The 15,320-nt window shown below is 49.8% G+C and carries 18 protein-coding genes; 8 read left to right on the forward strand and 10 right to left on the reverse strand.

Annotation, left to right across the window (positions count from 1 at the left end; all coding sequences use genetic code 11):
- Positions 1-24: 24 nt before the first annotated feature.
- From murB to NSQ19_RS07135, 3 genes are all read right to left on the reverse strand, one after another.
- The gene (gene murB, locus NSQ19_RS07125; RefSeq protein WP_017554294.1) at positions 25-936 is read right to left on the reverse strand and encodes a UDP-N-acetylmuramate dehydrogenase; all 912 of its coding nucleotides are present in this window, start codon (positions 934-936) and stop codon (positions 25-27) included.
- Positions 929-1,444 (reverse strand): DUF1189 family protein, encoded by a 516-nt coding sequence (locus NSQ19_RS07130; protein WP_061566394.1) that lies wholly within the window; start codon positions 1,442-1,444, stop codon positions 929-931. The genes murB and NSQ19_RS07130 overlap by 8 nt, the downstream gene beginning before the upstream one ends.
- A gap of 71 nt (positions 1,445-1,515) precedes the next feature.
- Positions 1,516-1,761: a DUF1450 domain-containing protein gene (locus NSQ19_RS07135; protein ID WP_013859398.1), complete on the reverse strand. Its 246-nt coding sequence runs from the start codon at positions 1,759-1,761 to the stop codon at positions 1,516-1,518.
- 288 nt (positions 1,762-2,049) lie between these two features.
- Between NSQ19_RS07135 and gndA the strand changes: the two genes are divergently transcribed.
- On the forward strand, positions 2,050-3,462 hold the full coding sequence (gndA, locus tag NSQ19_RS07140; protein ID WP_340702632.1) for an NADP-dependent phosphogluconate dehydrogenase: 1,413 nt from the start codon (positions 2,050-2,052) through the stop codon (positions 3,460-3,462).
- A 35-nt stretch (positions 3,463-3,497) separates the two neighbouring features.
- On the opposite strand, the gene NSQ19_RS07145 is transcribed toward gndA, so the two are convergent.
- The 3 genes from NSQ19_RS07145 to fabG are packed head-to-tail and all read right to left on the reverse strand — an operon-like array spanning position 3,498 to position 5,125.
- Entirely contained in the window at positions 3,498-3,902 is a 405-nt protein-coding gene (locus NSQ19_RS07145; RefSeq protein ID WP_340702633.1) for a MaoC/PaaZ C-terminal domain-containing protein, read from the reverse strand.
- Positions 3,899-4,348, reverse strand: a complete 450-nt coding sequence (locus NSQ19_RS07150; protein ID WP_013859401.1) for a MaoC family dehydratase N-terminal domain-containing protein — start codon at positions 4,346-4,348, stop codon at positions 3,899-3,901. Before NSQ19_RS07150 ends, NSQ19_RS07145 begins: the two co-directional genes overlap by 4 nt.
- A 15-nt stretch (positions 4,349-4,363) precedes the next feature.
- Positions 4,364-5,125, reverse strand: a complete 762-nt coding sequence (gene fabG / locus NSQ19_RS07155) for a 3-oxoacyl-ACP reductase FabG (protein WP_340702634.1) — start codon at positions 5,123-5,125, stop codon at positions 4,364-4,366.
- Between the two features lie 182 nt (positions 5,126-5,307).
- Between fabG and NSQ19_RS07160 the strand changes: the two genes are divergently transcribed.
- Complete coding sequence (locus NSQ19_RS07160) at positions 5,308-5,673, forward strand: FAD-binding oxidoreductase (RefSeq protein ID WP_445684489.1); 366 nt, start codon at positions 5,308-5,310, stop codon at positions 5,671-5,673.
- A gap of 102 nt (positions 5,674-5,775) precedes the next feature.
- A complete protein-coding gene (locus tag NSQ19_RS07165) occupies positions 5,776-6,186 on the forward strand; it encodes a hypothetical protein (protein ID WP_258921549.1) in 411 nt (136 codons plus the stop codon).
- Positions 6,187-6,269: 83 nt separating this feature from the next.
- On the opposite strand, the gene mnmH is transcribed toward NSQ19_RS07165, so the two are convergent.
- Together mnmH and selD are read right to left on the reverse strand one after the other, a co-directional pair.
- Positions 6,270-7,316 carry a tRNA 2-selenouridine(34) synthase MnmH gene (gene mnmH, locus NSQ19_RS07170; protein WP_340702635.1) on the reverse strand — a complete coding sequence of 349 codons (1,047 nt, stop codon included), beginning with the start codon at positions 7,314-7,316 and terminating at the stop codon, positions 6,270-6,272.
- A gap of 34 nt (positions 7,317-7,350) precedes the next feature.
- Positions 7,351-8,400: a selenide, water dikinase SelD gene (gene selD, locus NSQ19_RS07175; RefSeq protein ID WP_017550428.1), complete on the reverse strand. Its 1,050-nt coding sequence runs from the start codon at positions 8,398-8,400 to the stop codon at positions 7,351-7,353.
- 202 nt (positions 8,401-8,602) lie between these two features.
- On the opposite strand from selD, the gene NSQ19_RS07180 reads away from it, so the two are divergent.
- Genes NSQ19_RS07180 through NSQ19_RS07190 form a run of 3 tightly spaced genes read left to right on the forward strand, consistent with a single transcriptional unit; the run spans position 8,603 to position 10,591 of the window.
- Positions 8,603-9,322 (forward strand): metallophosphoesterase family protein, encoded by a 720-nt coding sequence (locus NSQ19_RS07180; protein ID WP_061566391.1) that lies wholly within the window; start codon positions 8,603-8,605, stop codon positions 9,320-9,322.
- The gene (locus NSQ19_RS07185) at positions 9,315-9,539 is read left to right on the forward strand and encodes a hypothetical protein (protein WP_340702636.1); all 225 of its coding nucleotides are present in this window, start codon (positions 9,315-9,317) and stop codon (positions 9,537-9,539) included. The genes NSQ19_RS07180 and NSQ19_RS07185 overlap by 8 nt, the downstream gene beginning before the upstream one ends.
- Positions 9,527-10,591 (forward strand): permease, encoded by a 1,065-nt coding sequence (locus NSQ19_RS07190; protein ID WP_017550431.1) that lies wholly within the window; start codon positions 9,527-9,529, stop codon positions 10,589-10,591. Before NSQ19_RS07185 ends, NSQ19_RS07190 begins: the two co-directional genes overlap by 13 nt.
- A 63-nt stretch (positions 10,592-10,654) precedes the next feature.
- Here NSQ19_RS07190 and NSQ19_RS07195 read toward each other — a convergent pair whose 3' ends face one another.
- Together NSQ19_RS07195 and proB are read right to left on the reverse strand one after the other, a co-directional pair.
- A complete protein-coding gene (locus NSQ19_RS07195) occupies positions 10,655-11,902 on the reverse strand; it encodes a glutamate-5-semialdehyde dehydrogenase (RefSeq protein ID WP_029142588.1) in 1,248 nt (415 codons plus the stop codon).
- Positions 11,903-12,997 (reverse strand): glutamate 5-kinase, encoded by a 1,095-nt coding sequence (gene proB / locus NSQ19_RS07200; RefSeq protein ID WP_029142589.1) that lies wholly within the window; start codon positions 12,995-12,997, stop codon positions 11,903-11,905. It lies immediately after the preceding gene.
- Positions 12,998-13,575: 578 nt separating this feature from the next.
- Between proB and NSQ19_RS07205 the strand changes: the two genes are divergently transcribed.
- Together NSQ19_RS07205 and NSQ19_RS07210 are read left to right on the forward strand one after the other, a co-directional pair.
- Positions 13,576-14,025: a DUF1641 domain-containing protein gene (locus NSQ19_RS07205; protein WP_013859411.1), complete on the forward strand. Its 450-nt coding sequence runs from the start codon at positions 13,576-13,578 to the stop codon at positions 14,023-14,025.
- Between the two features lie 34 nt (positions 14,026-14,059).
- Positions 14,060-15,241: an NAD(P)/FAD-dependent oxidoreductase gene (locus NSQ19_RS07210; protein ID WP_340702637.1), complete on the forward strand. Its 1,182-nt coding sequence runs from the start codon at positions 14,060-14,062 to the stop codon at positions 15,239-15,241.
- Positions 15,242-15,320: the final 79 nt, after the last annotated feature.

The following is a 15,320-nucleotide window of genomic DNA, read 5'->3' on the forward strand; positions in this document are numbered from 1 at the left end:
TACGCAAAAGAACCGGGATGTTTTTTAATCTTCCCCAATAATTTTCACTTCTGTCTCGAGGTCCACCCCGAATTTTTCCTTTACCGTTTTTTGGACAAACTTGATCAAATTCATATAATCCGTTGCCGTTCCGCCGCCAACATTCACCATAAATCCTGCATGCTTGGTCGAAACCTCGACGCCGCCGATGCGTTTCCCCTGGAGCCCGCTGTCCTGGATCAGTTTCCCTGCAAAATAGCCGGGCGGCCTTTTAAACACGCTGCCGCACGACGGATATTCAAGCGGCTGCTTGGATTCCCTGAGATAAGTCAGCTCATCCATTTTGGCTTTGATCTCCTGTGCGTCGCCCGGCTTCAGGCTGAACGTCCCTTCAAGCGCAATCTCCCCGTTCTCCGCAATGGAACTTTTCCTGTACTGGAAGGACAAATCGCTTTTTTCAAGCCTTTTCATCTTGCCTGTTTTGGTCAGGACAAGCGCGCTTTTCAGAACGTCTTTGATCTCCCCGCCATACGCCCCCGCATTCATATACAGCGCACCGCCGACAGATCCCGGTATCCCGCAGGCGAACTCAAGCCCTGTCAGATTTTGCTTTAAAGCATAGCGCGATACATCGATAATGGCTGCACCACACTGGGCTGTAATGTCATTGCCTGTATGTGATATTTTCGCTAATTTGGTCAGAATCAGCACAATCCCCCTGATGCCGCCGTCTTTGATGATCAGGTTGGAGCCGTTGCCGAGGATCGTATACGGCACGCCGTTCAGAGAAGCAAAACGGACCGTCTTCTGCACTTCCTCATATGTCTCGGGAAAAATCAAAATATCCGCTTTCCCCCCCGTTTTTGTAAACGTATATTTGCTTAACGGTTCATCTTCCAGAATTTCACGCGGGTAAATGAGTGAACGCAAGTCTTGTAAAATTGTCTTTTCAGCCATGTTCTTCTCCTTCTTTGCTGCTTACATGCCGACTCTTTGTTTCCGGATAGTGGAGGATCATCGCCGCCAAACAAATAAGCGGATACCCGATCAGCAATACAGCCGAAACAAAGCCGTTTTTCGTAACCCATTCATGAATGATTGTATGTAAAATAAACGGGACCGTCATGGCAAAGCATGACATTTTCCATAAATGCTGGTAGGCCAGTTTTCTTTTCCACAGCTTCCTGAGCCCGTATCCGGCGCAAGCGAGCAGGGAAATGCCCGCCAATACGCCGCACAGGACAATGAGCACATAAGCGAACAGAAAATAAAAAACAAATTGGATGGCATTCAGGCCGCTAACGGATCCGCTGGTTAAAAGCGCAGGGATATGCAGACAGGAAACCGCAAGAACAAGCAGAACCATATACAAAACCGCCTTGTCCATCGGAAGCCTGTTCAAGCGGAAAGCAGCCCTTTTTCCCGGCAATAAACAGCTGTATTTGAACGCAGTCCAAATTTCCATCCTGCTATCCCCCTATCCCGAATGCTCCATCCCACATTATAATATAAAAAACAAATTGAAACGAGAACCATTTACGGCAGATTCTTTAATTCCGTTTCAATTGCTGCTTTGATTTTTTCAAGGCAAGCCGCAGGCGTTTTGGCAAAGATCCTTTTTCCGTTCACCATCGCAAACGGGCTGTAGGTGCATAAGCCGCACGCCATTAAGCATTCATTTGAAATCACCGCAACTTCAGGATACCGGGATTCAAGTTCTGCTTCCACATCAATCGTGTTGATCAGGCTGCCTTCACATATTTCGACTAAAATAATGCCCAATCCCGTTTCCTCCTTTTGCTTAAAAACCGCCAAACGGCATCTTTATCCATTATACTGTAAGCTTTAAAAAATCCCAACAGGCGCGCTTTCCCGGAGGTCCCGGTTCATCGGAAATCGTATACACGGACACTTCTTTCCCGGAAAATATAAATATTTTCCGGCCGGGCTGTCTTTTTCTTTATAATAACAGGGGATATTTGGTACAATAATGTAAGACTTCCATTTTGCTTGCAGCCACCTGCGCGCAAAGGAAAGACTTTACAATCTAATCATGTTGAGGTGTCTACATTGGAAAAACAGCAAATCGGCGTCATCGGTTTGGCCGTCATGGGGAAAAACCTTGCGTGGAATATCGAAAGCAAAGGTTACACCGTTTCGGTCTTCAACCGTTCCCGTTCAAAAACCGAGCAAATGTTAAAAGAATCGGAAGGAAAAAATATTTTCGGTTATTTTACAATGGAAGAATTCGTCCATTCGCTTGAAAAACCGCGAAAAATCCTGCTGATGGTCAAAGCGGGCGAAGCAACAGACGCCACGATCGAGCAGTTAAAACCGTTTCTCGACAAAGGCGATATCTTGATTGACGGCGGCAACACCTTCTTTAAAGATACACAGCGCCGCAACAAGGAATTAAGCGCACTCGGCATCCACTTTATCGGCACCGGTGTCTCAGGCGGCGAAGAAGGCGCGCTGAAAGGCCCTTCGATCATGCCTGGCGGGCAAAAAGAAGCATACGACCTTGTTGCACCGATTTTAAAAGACATTGCTGCTAAAGTAAATGGCGAACCGTGCACAACCTATATCGGTCCGGATGGTGCCGGCCATTATGTGAAAATGGTTCATAACGGCATCGAATACGGCGATATGGAGCTCATCTCAGAGTCCTACAATCTGCTCAAAAATATCCTCGGCCTTGGCGCGAATGAACTGCATGAAGTTTTTGCCGACTGGAACAAAGGCGAGCTCGACAGCTATTTAATCGAAATTACCGCTGATATTTTTACAAAAAAAGACCCAGAAACCGGCAAACCGCTTGTCGACGTCATTTTGGACACGGCCGGCCAAAAAGGGACAGGCAAATGGACGAGCCAGAGCGCGCTTGACCTCGGCGTTCCGCTGCCATTGATTACGGAGTCCGTATTCGCCCGCTTTATCTCGGCCATGAAAGAAGAACGGAAAGCGGCAAGCAAATTGCTAAAAGGGCCTGAAAAACCCGCTTTTTCAGGAGACAAAAAAGCGTTCATTGAAGCGGTCAGAAAAGCGTTGTACATGAGCAAGATCTGTTCTTACGCCCAGGGATTTGCGCAAATGCGGGCCGCTTCGGAAGAATATAACTGGGATTTGAATTACGGCGAAATCGCGATGATTTTCCGCGGGGGCTGCATCATCCGGGCGCAATTTTTGCAAAAAATCAAAGATGCGTACGACCGCGACCGCAATCTGAAAAACCTGCTCCTTGACCCGTATTTCAAGGAAATCGTTGAAAGCTACCAGGATGCGCTGCGCGAGGTCATCGCGACAGCTGTCCGCTTCGGCGTGCCTGTGCCGGCTTTGTCCGCAGCGCTTGCCTACTATGATTCATACCGTTCGGAAGTGCTGCCTGCCAATCTCATACAGGCCCAGCGCGACTACTTCGGTGCCCACACGTACCAGCGTGTTGACAAAGAAGGCATCTTCCATACGGAATGGCTTGAATTATAATTCAGGGGAATCCCGCCGCACCTGGCGGGATTTTTTTATTCCCCGTACAATCTCCATACAATTTCGCCCTTGATTACTTTTGCCCCATCCTGATTGGCCGCCACTGCTTCATACGTTTGCTGGGCGCCTTGTGCTTCTTTCAGCGTTGCCGACAGTGTCAAGCGGTCGCCTGGAAAAACCATGCCCGCAAAACGCACGCTGAATTTTTCGATGAACCCTTCGCCAACATACGGTGTGAACAGCTTTCCAAGACTTCCCATTGTCCACATCCCATGGGCGATCATGCCGGGCAGACCGGCTTTTTCTGCTGCTTCATCGATCGTATGGATCGGGTTAAAGTCGCCGGAAGCACCGGCGTACTTGATTAAGTCCAGCCTTGAAACCGGCGGCAGTGTAATGCTTTCCAGTCTGTCCCCGGGTTTTTTCGCGCGGAGGCTCATCCTTTCATCCCCTTCCGGACCGTTTCAGAGAGAATAATCGTTTGCGTCGCGGTCATTACGAGTTCCCCATTCCTGTCTTCCGCCGTGCTTTTGATAAACAGGAAACCCATCTGCCCGAGCTTTCCTTTTCTTTCCTGGTATTTTTCAATTTCCCTATAGCAGCGCAATTCTTCTCCGACATAAAGCGGCCGTTTATATTCGAAACTTTGTTCCCCGTGGATCAGGCCCGCTTTCGGGAGGTCCAGTCCTTCTATTTTTCCGTAGTCAAACGTGACCGGGAATGTCGGCGGGGCGATATTGGCTTTAAGCCCTTTTTCAGCCGCAAAAGCAGGATCTGTAAAAACAGGGTGCGGATCACCGATGGCTTCGGCAAACTTTCTGACAGCGCCCCTTTCGATCGTATTCCGGACCGGGTTTGACCGTTTTCCAATCAGTTCTTCAAACATCCGCCCGCCCCTCCTTTATGCTTTCGGCCCGCCGGCAACATAGAGCACCTGGCCGTTTACGAATGATGATTCTTCCATCGCAAAAAAAAGGACCGCGTTTGCAATATCTTCCGGCTTTCCTGTCCGGCCGGCAGGAATCATCGATTGGTTAAATGCGATAAAGTCGTCGAATTTAACGCCGAGCCGCTCAGCCGTCGCTTTTGTCATGTCGGTTTCAATAAAGCCGGGCGCAACCGCATTGGCGGTAATGCCAAACTTTCCGAGTTCAATGGCCAGCGTTTTTGTAAAGCCCTGAAGGCCCGCTTTTGCCGCCGCATAGTTTGCCTGGCCGCGGTTGCCGAGCGCGGATGTGGAAGAGGTATTAATGATTCTTCCGTATTTGTTTTCGACCATGCTTTGCTGGACGGCCCTTGAAAAGAGGAACGCTCCTTTCAAATGGACATTCATGACGGTATCCCAGTCTTCGTCCGTCATTTTAAACAGCAGATTATCGCGGATCACGCCAGCATTGTTGACAAGAATATCAATCTTTCCATACCTGCCAAGCACAGCTGAAACCGCCGCTTCCACCTGCGTGCGGTTTGCCACATCCACCGGCTGCCCGAATACATCGTAACCGGTTTCTTTGAAAGCCTTTACAGTTTCTTCTAATGCCTTTTCATGAATGTCAACGAGACAGACTTTTGCCCCTTCTTTGGCAAAGGCGGCTGCAACCGCTTTGCCGATCCCTCTGCTTGCACCCGTAACAATCGCAACCCTGTTTTCAAACCTTTTCAAAACCGCTCCCCTCTTATTTTTCTATATTTTTCCGCCTGTTTTAAACATATACACAGTATACAGTTTAAAGCAAACGCTTACTTTTGTAAATATTTGTGCATTTCTTCCAAGCACCTGCCTTTTTTCCGCTGCCGAAAGTTTTGCCCCCTTTTTGACCAATGGTTTTGCCAACACTTTATTTTTTGTATATTATAAGAAGTAGAAATATTCATTTCCTCCCCGAAGCCATTGAAGATACGCGCAAAACGCTTGACAGAATGGGCATGGACGGAGCGATTGTCGGCCATGTCGGCGACGGCAATTATCATGTCATTTTAATGATCGATATGGCAAATGAAAATGAAATCCGGCAGGCCCGGTCGTTAAATGAACATATTGTGTCATTTGCGCTTTCAAAGGGCGGCACCTGCACGGGCGAACACGGCGTCGGGATTGGAAAGGCAAAATATCAGCGTGAAGAACACGGACCCGCTTATGGCACAATGAAGAAAATCAAGGACCTGTTTGACCCAAACCATATTTTAAACCCCGGTAAAATCTTTATATAAGGCTTCTGCCCGCATTTTTTTCACCTTTTGGGGCAAATGTCTATAACCATGCGCCCTGATCTACATACTCTAATGTTGAACACCGAAAAGGAGTGGGTTGAGATGGAACAAACATATGGAAATTATCCGCAATCTCAGGGGTTAGGGCATTTTGGAAGCTTTACAGGGGGAAGCCAGCCTTATTATGATGATGATATGGATATGATGCATTACGGTTCAATGGGGCAAATGGGCCAGATGGGAGCATCAGGCGGTTTGGCAGGGCAATATCCGACGGCTGGGCAAATGTATCCGGGGCAGCATCCCGCAACTTCGATGTATCCGGGCATGTACGGCATGCCGGGGTACGGCCAGCACATGGGGATGCCGATGGGGCCGGGTTACCCAGGCACCGGTTACGGATATGGACAAATGCCGGGTTATCCCGGGTATGCGGGTACGGGAATGGGCATGGCCCCGGGAATGATGCACGGCTATTATCCGGGCATGGCAGGCAGAGATTGTCATTGCTGACCGGGGCATGCCCGCGAGCCAAAACCAAAAGGCTATCCAAATAAATCCGCCGCGATACATGTAAACGGCCGGCCTGCCATTGCTCAGTGCAACGGAAGGCCGGCTGTTTTTAACATTTCTTTTAATTGGCCGAGCGCTTCATCGGTATGTCCGGCGCGGATCGTTTTCACCCTTTCTGTCTCCTCTATTCCGAGCGAATGGTCATATCTTGGATCATAATAATATTCGAGCAGCCATTTTACGGCCTCATGGTACCGTTCCTTCTGTAAATCTTTCTCGATTTCTTTTGCAACCGGCGTGTGAATCCGTTCTTTGATGCTTTGAAAGGCACGGATGCACGCTTCTTTGTTCTCCCACGGCCGGTAATCATCCAAAATATTGCGGACCCGTTCTTCCACCGGCAATTCAATCATAATCTTCATACCGCGCGCTTTGTTTTCCATCAAAAATTCCGGCACCACTACTTTTCCGATTCTTTTGCTTTCCGCTTCCATCAGCACATACGGCGCATTTTTCAATTGTAAAATGCGCTCTGCCAGCAAAGCATCGAACGTTTTCTGGTTATGAGAGCTGAGGCCGATATCCCCGAAAATGCTGCCGCGGTGATTGGCCATGCCTTCCAGGTCAAGGACCGGATAGCCTTCCGAAGCAAGCGCCCGGAGCATATACGTTTTGCCGGTGCCTGTATAGCCGCCCAGCACATACGTAACCGGATGAAAGTCCATATTTTCAAGCAGGCCTGTCACCCATTTCCGGTAGGCGCGGTAGCCCCCCTGGAGCCGGTAGGCATGAATATCCATCAGATCCAAAACGGTTGCCGCTGTTTTGCTCCGCATACCGCCGCGCCAGCAAAATACCGCCTTTTCCCCTTCTATTTCACGGAAAGCCTCGATAAAACCGGGCAACTTTTTCGAAAAAATTTCAAGCCCGCGTTCTTTCGCAGCGCGGTTGCCGGCTTGGGCATAAATTGTCCCCACTTCCGCCCGTTCTTCATCATTAAATAAAGGAATATTCACGCTCCCCGGAATCGTTGCGTTCCGGTATTCGGAAGGGGAACGGACATCCACCCATGTGAGCTGCTTTTTCTCCATCCGTTTTCTTGCTTCTTCAATGGTAATGTCTTGAAACAAATATTTCCCGCCTTTCTAATGGTTCCTGATGGGACTATTGCACTTTGATACGGCCGGGATGTTCCGGGACAACCTCGCCGATCAGGCTGGCTTCCACCCCTGATTTTACAAGTTCTTCAAGCAGCTGTTCCGCTTCATCGCCGGCAACGGAAAGCAAAAGGCCGCCTGATGTGACCGCATCACTTAAAATCCATTTATCTATTTGGTCCATACCTTCAGGGAAGTCGACGACATTTTCAATATGGGCAAAATTATTTTTTGTGCCGCCCGGAACAGCGCCCGCTTCCGCCAGTTCACGCACGCGCGGCAGCACCGGCACTTTGTCTTTGTAAATACGGAGCCCTGCCTTGCTTCCCTGCGCCATTTCGGATGCATGGCCCAAAAGCCCGAACCCGGTCACATCGGTCGAAGCATGGATGGTGTAATCCCGGGAAATTTCAGCCGCTTTCTTATTTAAGGTAGCCATGACATTGGTCACGCGTGTGATTTCTTCTTCTGTTAACAAATCCCGTTTAATGGAAGTGGTCAAAATCCCGACCCCGATCGGTTTCGTCAAAATTAGCTTGTCCCCCGGCTTTGCCCCTGCATTTGTGCGGATATTTGCCGGGTGGATCGTGCCGGTCACCGCCATCCCGAATTTGGGTTCCTGGTCATCAATCGAATGCCCGCCGGCTAAAGTTACCCCCGCTTCTTTGCACTTGTCACCGGCGCCTTTTAATATATCGGCAAGAATGGCTTTGTCGAGGGTATGGATCGGAAAAGCAACGATATTCAGCGCAGTCAGCGGCGTGCCGCCCATTGCATAAATATCACTGACCGCGTTTGCCGCCGCCACCTGGCCGAATGCATAAGGGTCATCGACAATCGGTGTAAAAAAGTCGACTGTCTGCACGATCGCCAAATCATCCGTCAGCTTGTAAACGCCAGCATCATCGTTCGTATCGAGCCCGACCAGCAAATTCGGATCCTGGACTCTCGGTGGCAGTGTCCGCATCACCTGCTGCAAATCCGCCGGGCCGATTTTGCATCCGCATCCGCCCTTTGTCGTCAGTGAAGTCAATTTTATTTTTTCTGATTGTGCCATATTGCATCAACCTGACCTTTCTTAAAGCATGTCTGATCCTTGTACCATTATAGACCACTTCGCGGCAAATTGCATTTTCTTCCGCTCCGCCCGCTTGCAGAGGGCGCTGAAAACGGGCCTCAGTGGTGAAACCAGGCAGGCCGGGATAAACCCGCAACCCGTTATGGTATAATAAAGGAAACCAATTTTTGAGGTGATCGCATTGAAACTGGCATTTATATCCGATATCCACGGCAATGCGCATGCGCTTGAAGCCGTGCTGGAAGATATTGAACAAAAGCGGGCCGATAAAATTTTTGTCCTTGGTGATCTTTGCTTTCGCGGTCCTGAACCGCAACGGGCATATGAGATGGTGATGGCTTTAAAAACGAAAGTGATTAAAGGGAATGCCGATGAATGGGTGTACAGGGGCGTCAGCATGAACGAAGTACCGGAAAAGGCTTATGAAATGATGAACCGGGAGCGGGACTGGACGGTTTCCCGGATGGAACAAAATGCAGTGGAGTCGCTGCACCAGCTTCCCGAAGAGGTAAAATACGAATACGGCGGCATTAAAATTCACGGATTTCACGCCACCCCGTACAGTTTGTTTGAAAATGTGCCACCGGATAGCGAAAACAGCAAGTTGAAAGAGAAGTTAATGCAGGAAGACGCGGATATTTATTTATATGCGCACATCCACCTGCCGTTTATCCGCACGTTTGATGGCAAAACGTTTGTCAATCTCGGCAGTGTCGGCCTGCCGTTTGACGGGATCGCCAAAGCCTCTTATGCGATGGTGGAAATTGGCGATCACGATTACCAGGTTTCCAATGTCCGCGTTTCCTACGATGTGCGAAAGACGATCGGGCTATTTGAAGCTTCTGATTACCCGAACAAAGACAAGCTGATCGACATTTTAACCCGGGCAAAAAATGATTGAACCCGCCCCCGGTTTTAACCGGGGGTTTTTTTCGGCAGAAGTTTTTGTGAAATTTTTCACGGGAGAGCATAAAAAAGCGCAGCAGCCCCATGCCAAAAAAGAGACAGCCATTGGCATCACTCGCCATTTATTTTTTCACCTTATTATGTTATCATTAACAATTGGTATAAATTTTACTGTCATAGAAATGGAGATGTTGTTGCCGTGGCTGTTGTAAATCATACAGCAAAACCTGAACAGCAATCCGGAAAAAAGGCGGCCTGGCTTGCCGTTTTGTTTCTCGTTATTGCCGGATTAGGCCTTTTTTATGTAAAATGGTGGCCGTACTATGAGAAATCTTTGCTTGCCGCCCATACGCACTCCATCGGTACATCGATTCTCGGGGATCCGGGCAAATCGGCATCATTTTCATGGGATGGCACTTTCCAATATGTGACCGCGTATTTTCAGGCTGTTTGGAAAGCGGCCGTGCTCGGCATTTTGCTCGGTTCGCTCGTGCAGGTGCTCCTGCCTTCTGCGTGGCTACTTAAAGTGCTCGGCAAAACGTCATTTGGAAGTACGGTTATTGCCGGTGCGAGCGCCATTCCCGGCATGATGTGCACATGCTGTGCTGCGCCGATTGCAGTCGGGCTGCGCAAAAAACAAGCGTCCACACCTGCGGCACTCGCCTTTTGGATTGGCAACCCGATGTTGAATCCGGCAACGCTGATTTTCATGGCTTTTGTCTTGTCATGGAAATTTACCCTTCTCCGCATCGTGGCGGGGCTTATCATGACGTTCGGGGTCAGCTGGCTGGCGGGCCGGCTCGTGAAAAATGAACAACCGGTGGACATCCGCCAGTTCGGGCCGGATGCCGGAGAAAACAACGGGTCCTTTTTCCTGAGATGGGGAAAGGCCGCCGGAAATATGATCCTGTATCTTGTTCCGGCTTATTTGCTCTCGGTTGTTGTGTTAAGCGCGGCCCGTTTCTGGCTGTTTCCGGCATTCGGCCAGCATGCCGGAAACAGCATCACGGCGGTGATCCTGCTTGCATTTGCCGGCATGCTGTTTGTCATCCCGACAGCGGCTGAAATTCCGATTGTCCAGACGATGATGGCTTTCGGGCTCGGGACAGGCCCGGCCAGCGCACTGCTTGTGACGCTTCCGGCCGTCAGCCTTCCTTCCTTAATCATGGTTGGCCGGTCGTTTTCAAAACAAATCCTTCTGTTTGTTGCCGCCTCCTGTGTTGTGGTCGGCATTGCGGCAGGGTTATGTGGAATGTTTTTTTAACCAAACGATTGCCCGGAGCATTTGAACAAAACGGCGCGGCCATTTGTCCGCGCCGTTTTGTATTCATTCCCTGATTTGCCCGCTCCCGTAAATCCAATATTTTGTGGAGGTTAAGGCATCCAGCCCCATCGGACCGCGGGCATGCAGTTTCTGGGTGCTGATGCCGATTTCCGCCCCGTATCCAAACTCAAAACCGTCTGTAAAACGGGTGGACGCATTATGGTACACACAGGCGGCATCCACCATGGACATGAAATGTTCCGCCCGGGCCCCGTCTTCTGTTACAATCGCCTCTGAATGTTTTGTGCCGTAACGGTTGATGTGCCGGATCGCTTCATCTGTATCTTCGACCGTTTTGACGCTGATTTTAAGCGCGAGGTATTCGCAATACCAATCCTCTTCCGCCGCCTTTTTTGCAGCCGGAAAAATTTTCTGCACCGGCTCATCCCCGTAAATCTCCACCCCTTTTTCCGCCAGTGCGCTAAGCAGCTTTTCGCCGTGTCGGGCGAGCCACTGCGCATGGATTAAAAGCGTTTCGATGGCATTGCAGACGGATGGGCGCTGCGTTTTTGCATTGACTGCAATCCGGACGGCCATTTCCGGCTGTGCTGTTTCGTCTATATATAAATGGCAATTGCCTGCCCCGGTTTCAATCACCGGCACGGAAGCTTCGCGGACAACGGTATCAATCAGCTTTTTCCCTCCTCTCGGGATCAGCACATCGAGATAATCGCGCAGGTGGAACATTTCTGTTGCCGCCTCCCTGCCTGTATCTTCGATGAGCTGAACGGCATCTTCAGGAAAGCCTGTCTCCGCCAATGCGCGGTGAATGGAAGAGACGAGCGCCTGATTTGAGCAGATGGAAGACGAGCTGCCCCTTAAAATGACTGCATTGCCCGTTTTGATCGCAAGCGTGGCAGCATCGGCCGTAACATTCGGGCGCGCTTCGTAAATCATGCCGATGACACCGACCGGCACTTTCTTTTTGAGGATCAGCAACCCGTTTTCTTTCTTGATTTCTTCGACTGTTTCCCCGACCGGATCTTTTAACTTCACAAGCAGCCGGACCGCTTCTGACATATCATGGATCCGCTTCTCGTTAAGCATCATCCTGTCAAGTATATTTTCCGGAAGGCCCGCCCGGCTCCCGCTCCTGAGGTCTTTTTTGTTTTCGGAAATGATCGTTTCCCGGTCCTCAAGCAAAACACGGGCAACCGCCAAAAGCGCTTTGTTTTTTTCTTCCGTTGTCTTTTTGGCAAGCGCCATGCTGATATTCTTCGCTTTTTTTCCTTTTTCTGCGGCTTCAGACATTTAACCCAGCCCCTTTCTGTTTAAAGGCACCCAGTGATCGCGGTGGATGACTTCTTCTGCTGCCCGCCCGCCAGGCTTCATGAGCACGTGCAACAACTCATCCGCACCGTAAAGCACTTCCCCTTTTCCAAGCAGCCCTTTTGCGCCGTAGACGTCCACGACATCGCCTTTTTGGAATGTTCCGGAAATTTTTTGAATGCCTGCCGGAAGCAGGCTGCTCCCTTTTTGCAGCAAAGCCTGTTCCGCGCCGCGGTCAATGTATATTTTTCCGGCACTTTCCGAAAACAGCGCGATCCATTGTTTCCGGCTCTTTACAGCCGGGCGGGCGGCTCCGATATACGTGCCGTCCCCTTTTCCTTCGAGTATCTTGACGAGTTTACCGCGCCCTTTTCCCGTACCGATAAACACCCGGACGCCGAGGGATACCGCTGTATTTGCGGCTTTCAACTTTGACAGCATGCCGCCGGTTCCCGCTTTCGAACCGGCGCCTCCAGCCATTTTCATCATCTCGGGCGTGATGTTATCGATAAAATCAATGCGCCGTGCACAACGGTCGTATTTTGGATTTGTACTGTACAGCCCGTTTACATCCGTTAAAATAATGAGGTACCCGGCGTGGACAAGCCCGCTGACGAGCGCAGACAGCATGTCATTGTCGCCGAAAGTGAGTTCTGAGACCGATACGGAATCATTTTCATTGATAACCGGGATGACGCCGCGGCGCAAAAGCTCTGTTATCGTTGAATAAGCGTTATGGTACCGGTCTTTTGTGGAAAAGTCTTTCCGGGTTAACAAAATTTGCGCCGGTATTAAGCCGTAACCACCAAGCGCTTCCCTGTACCGCTGGATGAGCACACTCTGGCCGATGGCAGCAGCAGCCTGCTTCCCTTTTAACGTGACGGGCCGCGCCGGGTAACCGAGCAGCCGGAACCCGCACGCGACAGCGCCGGATGAAACGACGACCACCTCATGCCCGGCTCTGCGCAATGCCGCAAGGGCGCCGATATGGTCGGCAAACTTCTGTTCATCAATTTCCCCCGCGTCATTTGTTAAAGAACTGCTTCCGATTTTTACTACGACTCTGTTTTTCTCCATGGCATTTCTCTCCTTCTAAAAGGGTAAACAAAAAGGCCTTCCCGTCCCTGTAAAAAGGACGAAAAGGCCTTGCTTTTCGCGGTACCACCTTTTTTGGGCGACACACTTGCGCCCCGCTCTTTTTTGATAACGCAAAGCTTTGCGCCCGGTTTTCCGGGACCCGGAAGGCAGGTTTGGCAGGCCGCCTGCTGCAGCACCTTTCAGCCTGTGGGCGCCGCTCTCTTGCGCAGGGGTAATCCGCCTACTATTCCTTCGTTCACGTTCAGTATTTTTAATTATCTTACAACAGCACCGGAAGAAATGCAAGCAAAATATTTTGCTATGCATAACCCGAGAAGCCGGGACAAAAAATAAGCTTGCATGCGGATTTTCCCCGAAATTGGAAAGAAAATTACTTCCTATACAGTGAAAATTTGATATACTAATCATATATGAGGTTTCATCACCTTTCTTTGTGAATCTTAGTATGCGTAATTATGGGAGGAAATTCACAAACAGGAGGGAGGGAATCAGGGAACCTGTATATTTTTTGTATCTACATATGTGTGGGAATTCCATCAGAAAAGGAGAAATAGGAGATGGCAGAAACTTCAGCTCAAAAAGGCAATCCTGAAGAAAAACCAGAAGTAACCCCGGAAACGGCAGTCGCACAGAAAGATTTGCTGGATCAATTATTGGATCCGGAAATCCAGCAATCTTTGACGGTGTTGGTTGAAAGCCTGCCGAAAATGGCCGAACTGGTCACAATTTTAAACAAAACCTATGATTTTGCGCAATCCATAATGACAGATAAAGTGCTGATCAATGATTTTAAAGGCGGATTTCAAGGTTTTCTGGATCCCGTTGCCGAGAAAGCAAAGGGGCTTGCCCAAACCGCGATTGAAGCAAAGGACCGTGCCGAGACGTCCACAGACACGATCGGATTGTTCGGCCTGTTAAGATTGCTGAAAGATCCGCAAGCCCAGAAGCTGTTCCGTTTTCTGCAGTCTTATCTTGCAGTCGCGGAAGAACGCAGCAAACAGCAGTAAGGTGAATGAGAACTAATGAAAACGGGGGATCCATATGAGTAAAAAAATTGTCATTTTAGGGGCCGGTTACGGCGGCCTGTTATCTGCGTTATCAGCGCGTGAATATTTGTCAAAAGACGATGCAGCGATCACAGTCGTAAACCGTGTGCCGGACCATCAAATTATTACGGAACTGCACCGTCTGGCGGCGGGCGGCGTTTCTGAAAAACGTGTGTCGCTTCCGCTCAGAAAACTGTTTAAAGGCAAAGATGTCGACGTTCAGGTGGATGAAGTCACAAAAATCTCGCCTGATTCGAAAGAAGTATCACTTGGAAGCGGCTTTAAGCTGAATTACGATGTGCTCGTTGTGGCGCTCGGCAGCGAAACAGCTTTCTTCGGTATTCCGGGCCTTGAAGAAAACAGCTTTCTGTTAAAATCAGTGGACGATGCGAAACGCATTCATGCCCATATCGAGTCCTGCCTTGAGCAGTATGCCAAAACGAAAAACAAAGCGGATGCCACATTTGTTGTCGGCGGCGGCGGCCTGACCGGGATTGAACTGGTTGGCGAGCTGGCGGACAAGGTTCCGGGGTGGTCGAAAAAATTTGCGATCGACCCTTCCGAAATCTCGCTTATTTGTGTCGAAGCGGCGCCTTCCATTTTGCCGAACTTCGCGCCAAATCTGATTGAACGGGCAACGAAGAGCCTGGAATCGCGCGGCGTGCAATTTTTCACAGGCATCCCTGTTACGAAATTCCAGGACAATGTCGTGGAATTAAAAGACGGCCAGAAAATCGAAACGAAGACGCTTATCTGGACGGGCGGCGTGCAAGGAAACCGTGTCGTTGCAAATTCCGGGATTGAAGTAAACCGCGGGCGTGCAACGGTAAACGCCTATTTGCAATCCACTTCCCACCCGGATGTGTTTGTTGCAGGCGACAGCGCGGTTGTCTTCCCATCAGAAGGCGCACGCCCTTATCCGCCAACAGCACAAATGTCATGGCAAATGGGCGAATTGATCGGCTATAATCTTTATGCTTATTTAAAAGGCGGGAAAATGCAAACATTCCAGCCGGTCAACTCCGGTACGCTTGCAAGCCTCGGCAGAAAAGATGCCATTGCGTTTATCGGGGAAAACCAAACGCAATTAAAAGGCTTCCCGGCTTCCGTCATGAAGGAAGCAAGCAATATCCGTTACCTGGCCCATATCAACGGGTTGTTCTCACTTGTATATTAAGGAAAAAGGCGCATCCAAACGCGGATGTGCCTTTTTTAAGCCCCTTTCTTCCCCGGCAAACTTGCTAAGTGCAGGACGC

It is taken from the genome of Weizmannia sp. FSL W8-1119 (assembly GCF_038008605.1).
In the GTDB taxonomy this organism is placed as follows: Bacteria; Bacillota; Bacilli; order Bacillales; family Bacillaceae_C; genus Weizmannia; species Weizmannia coagulans.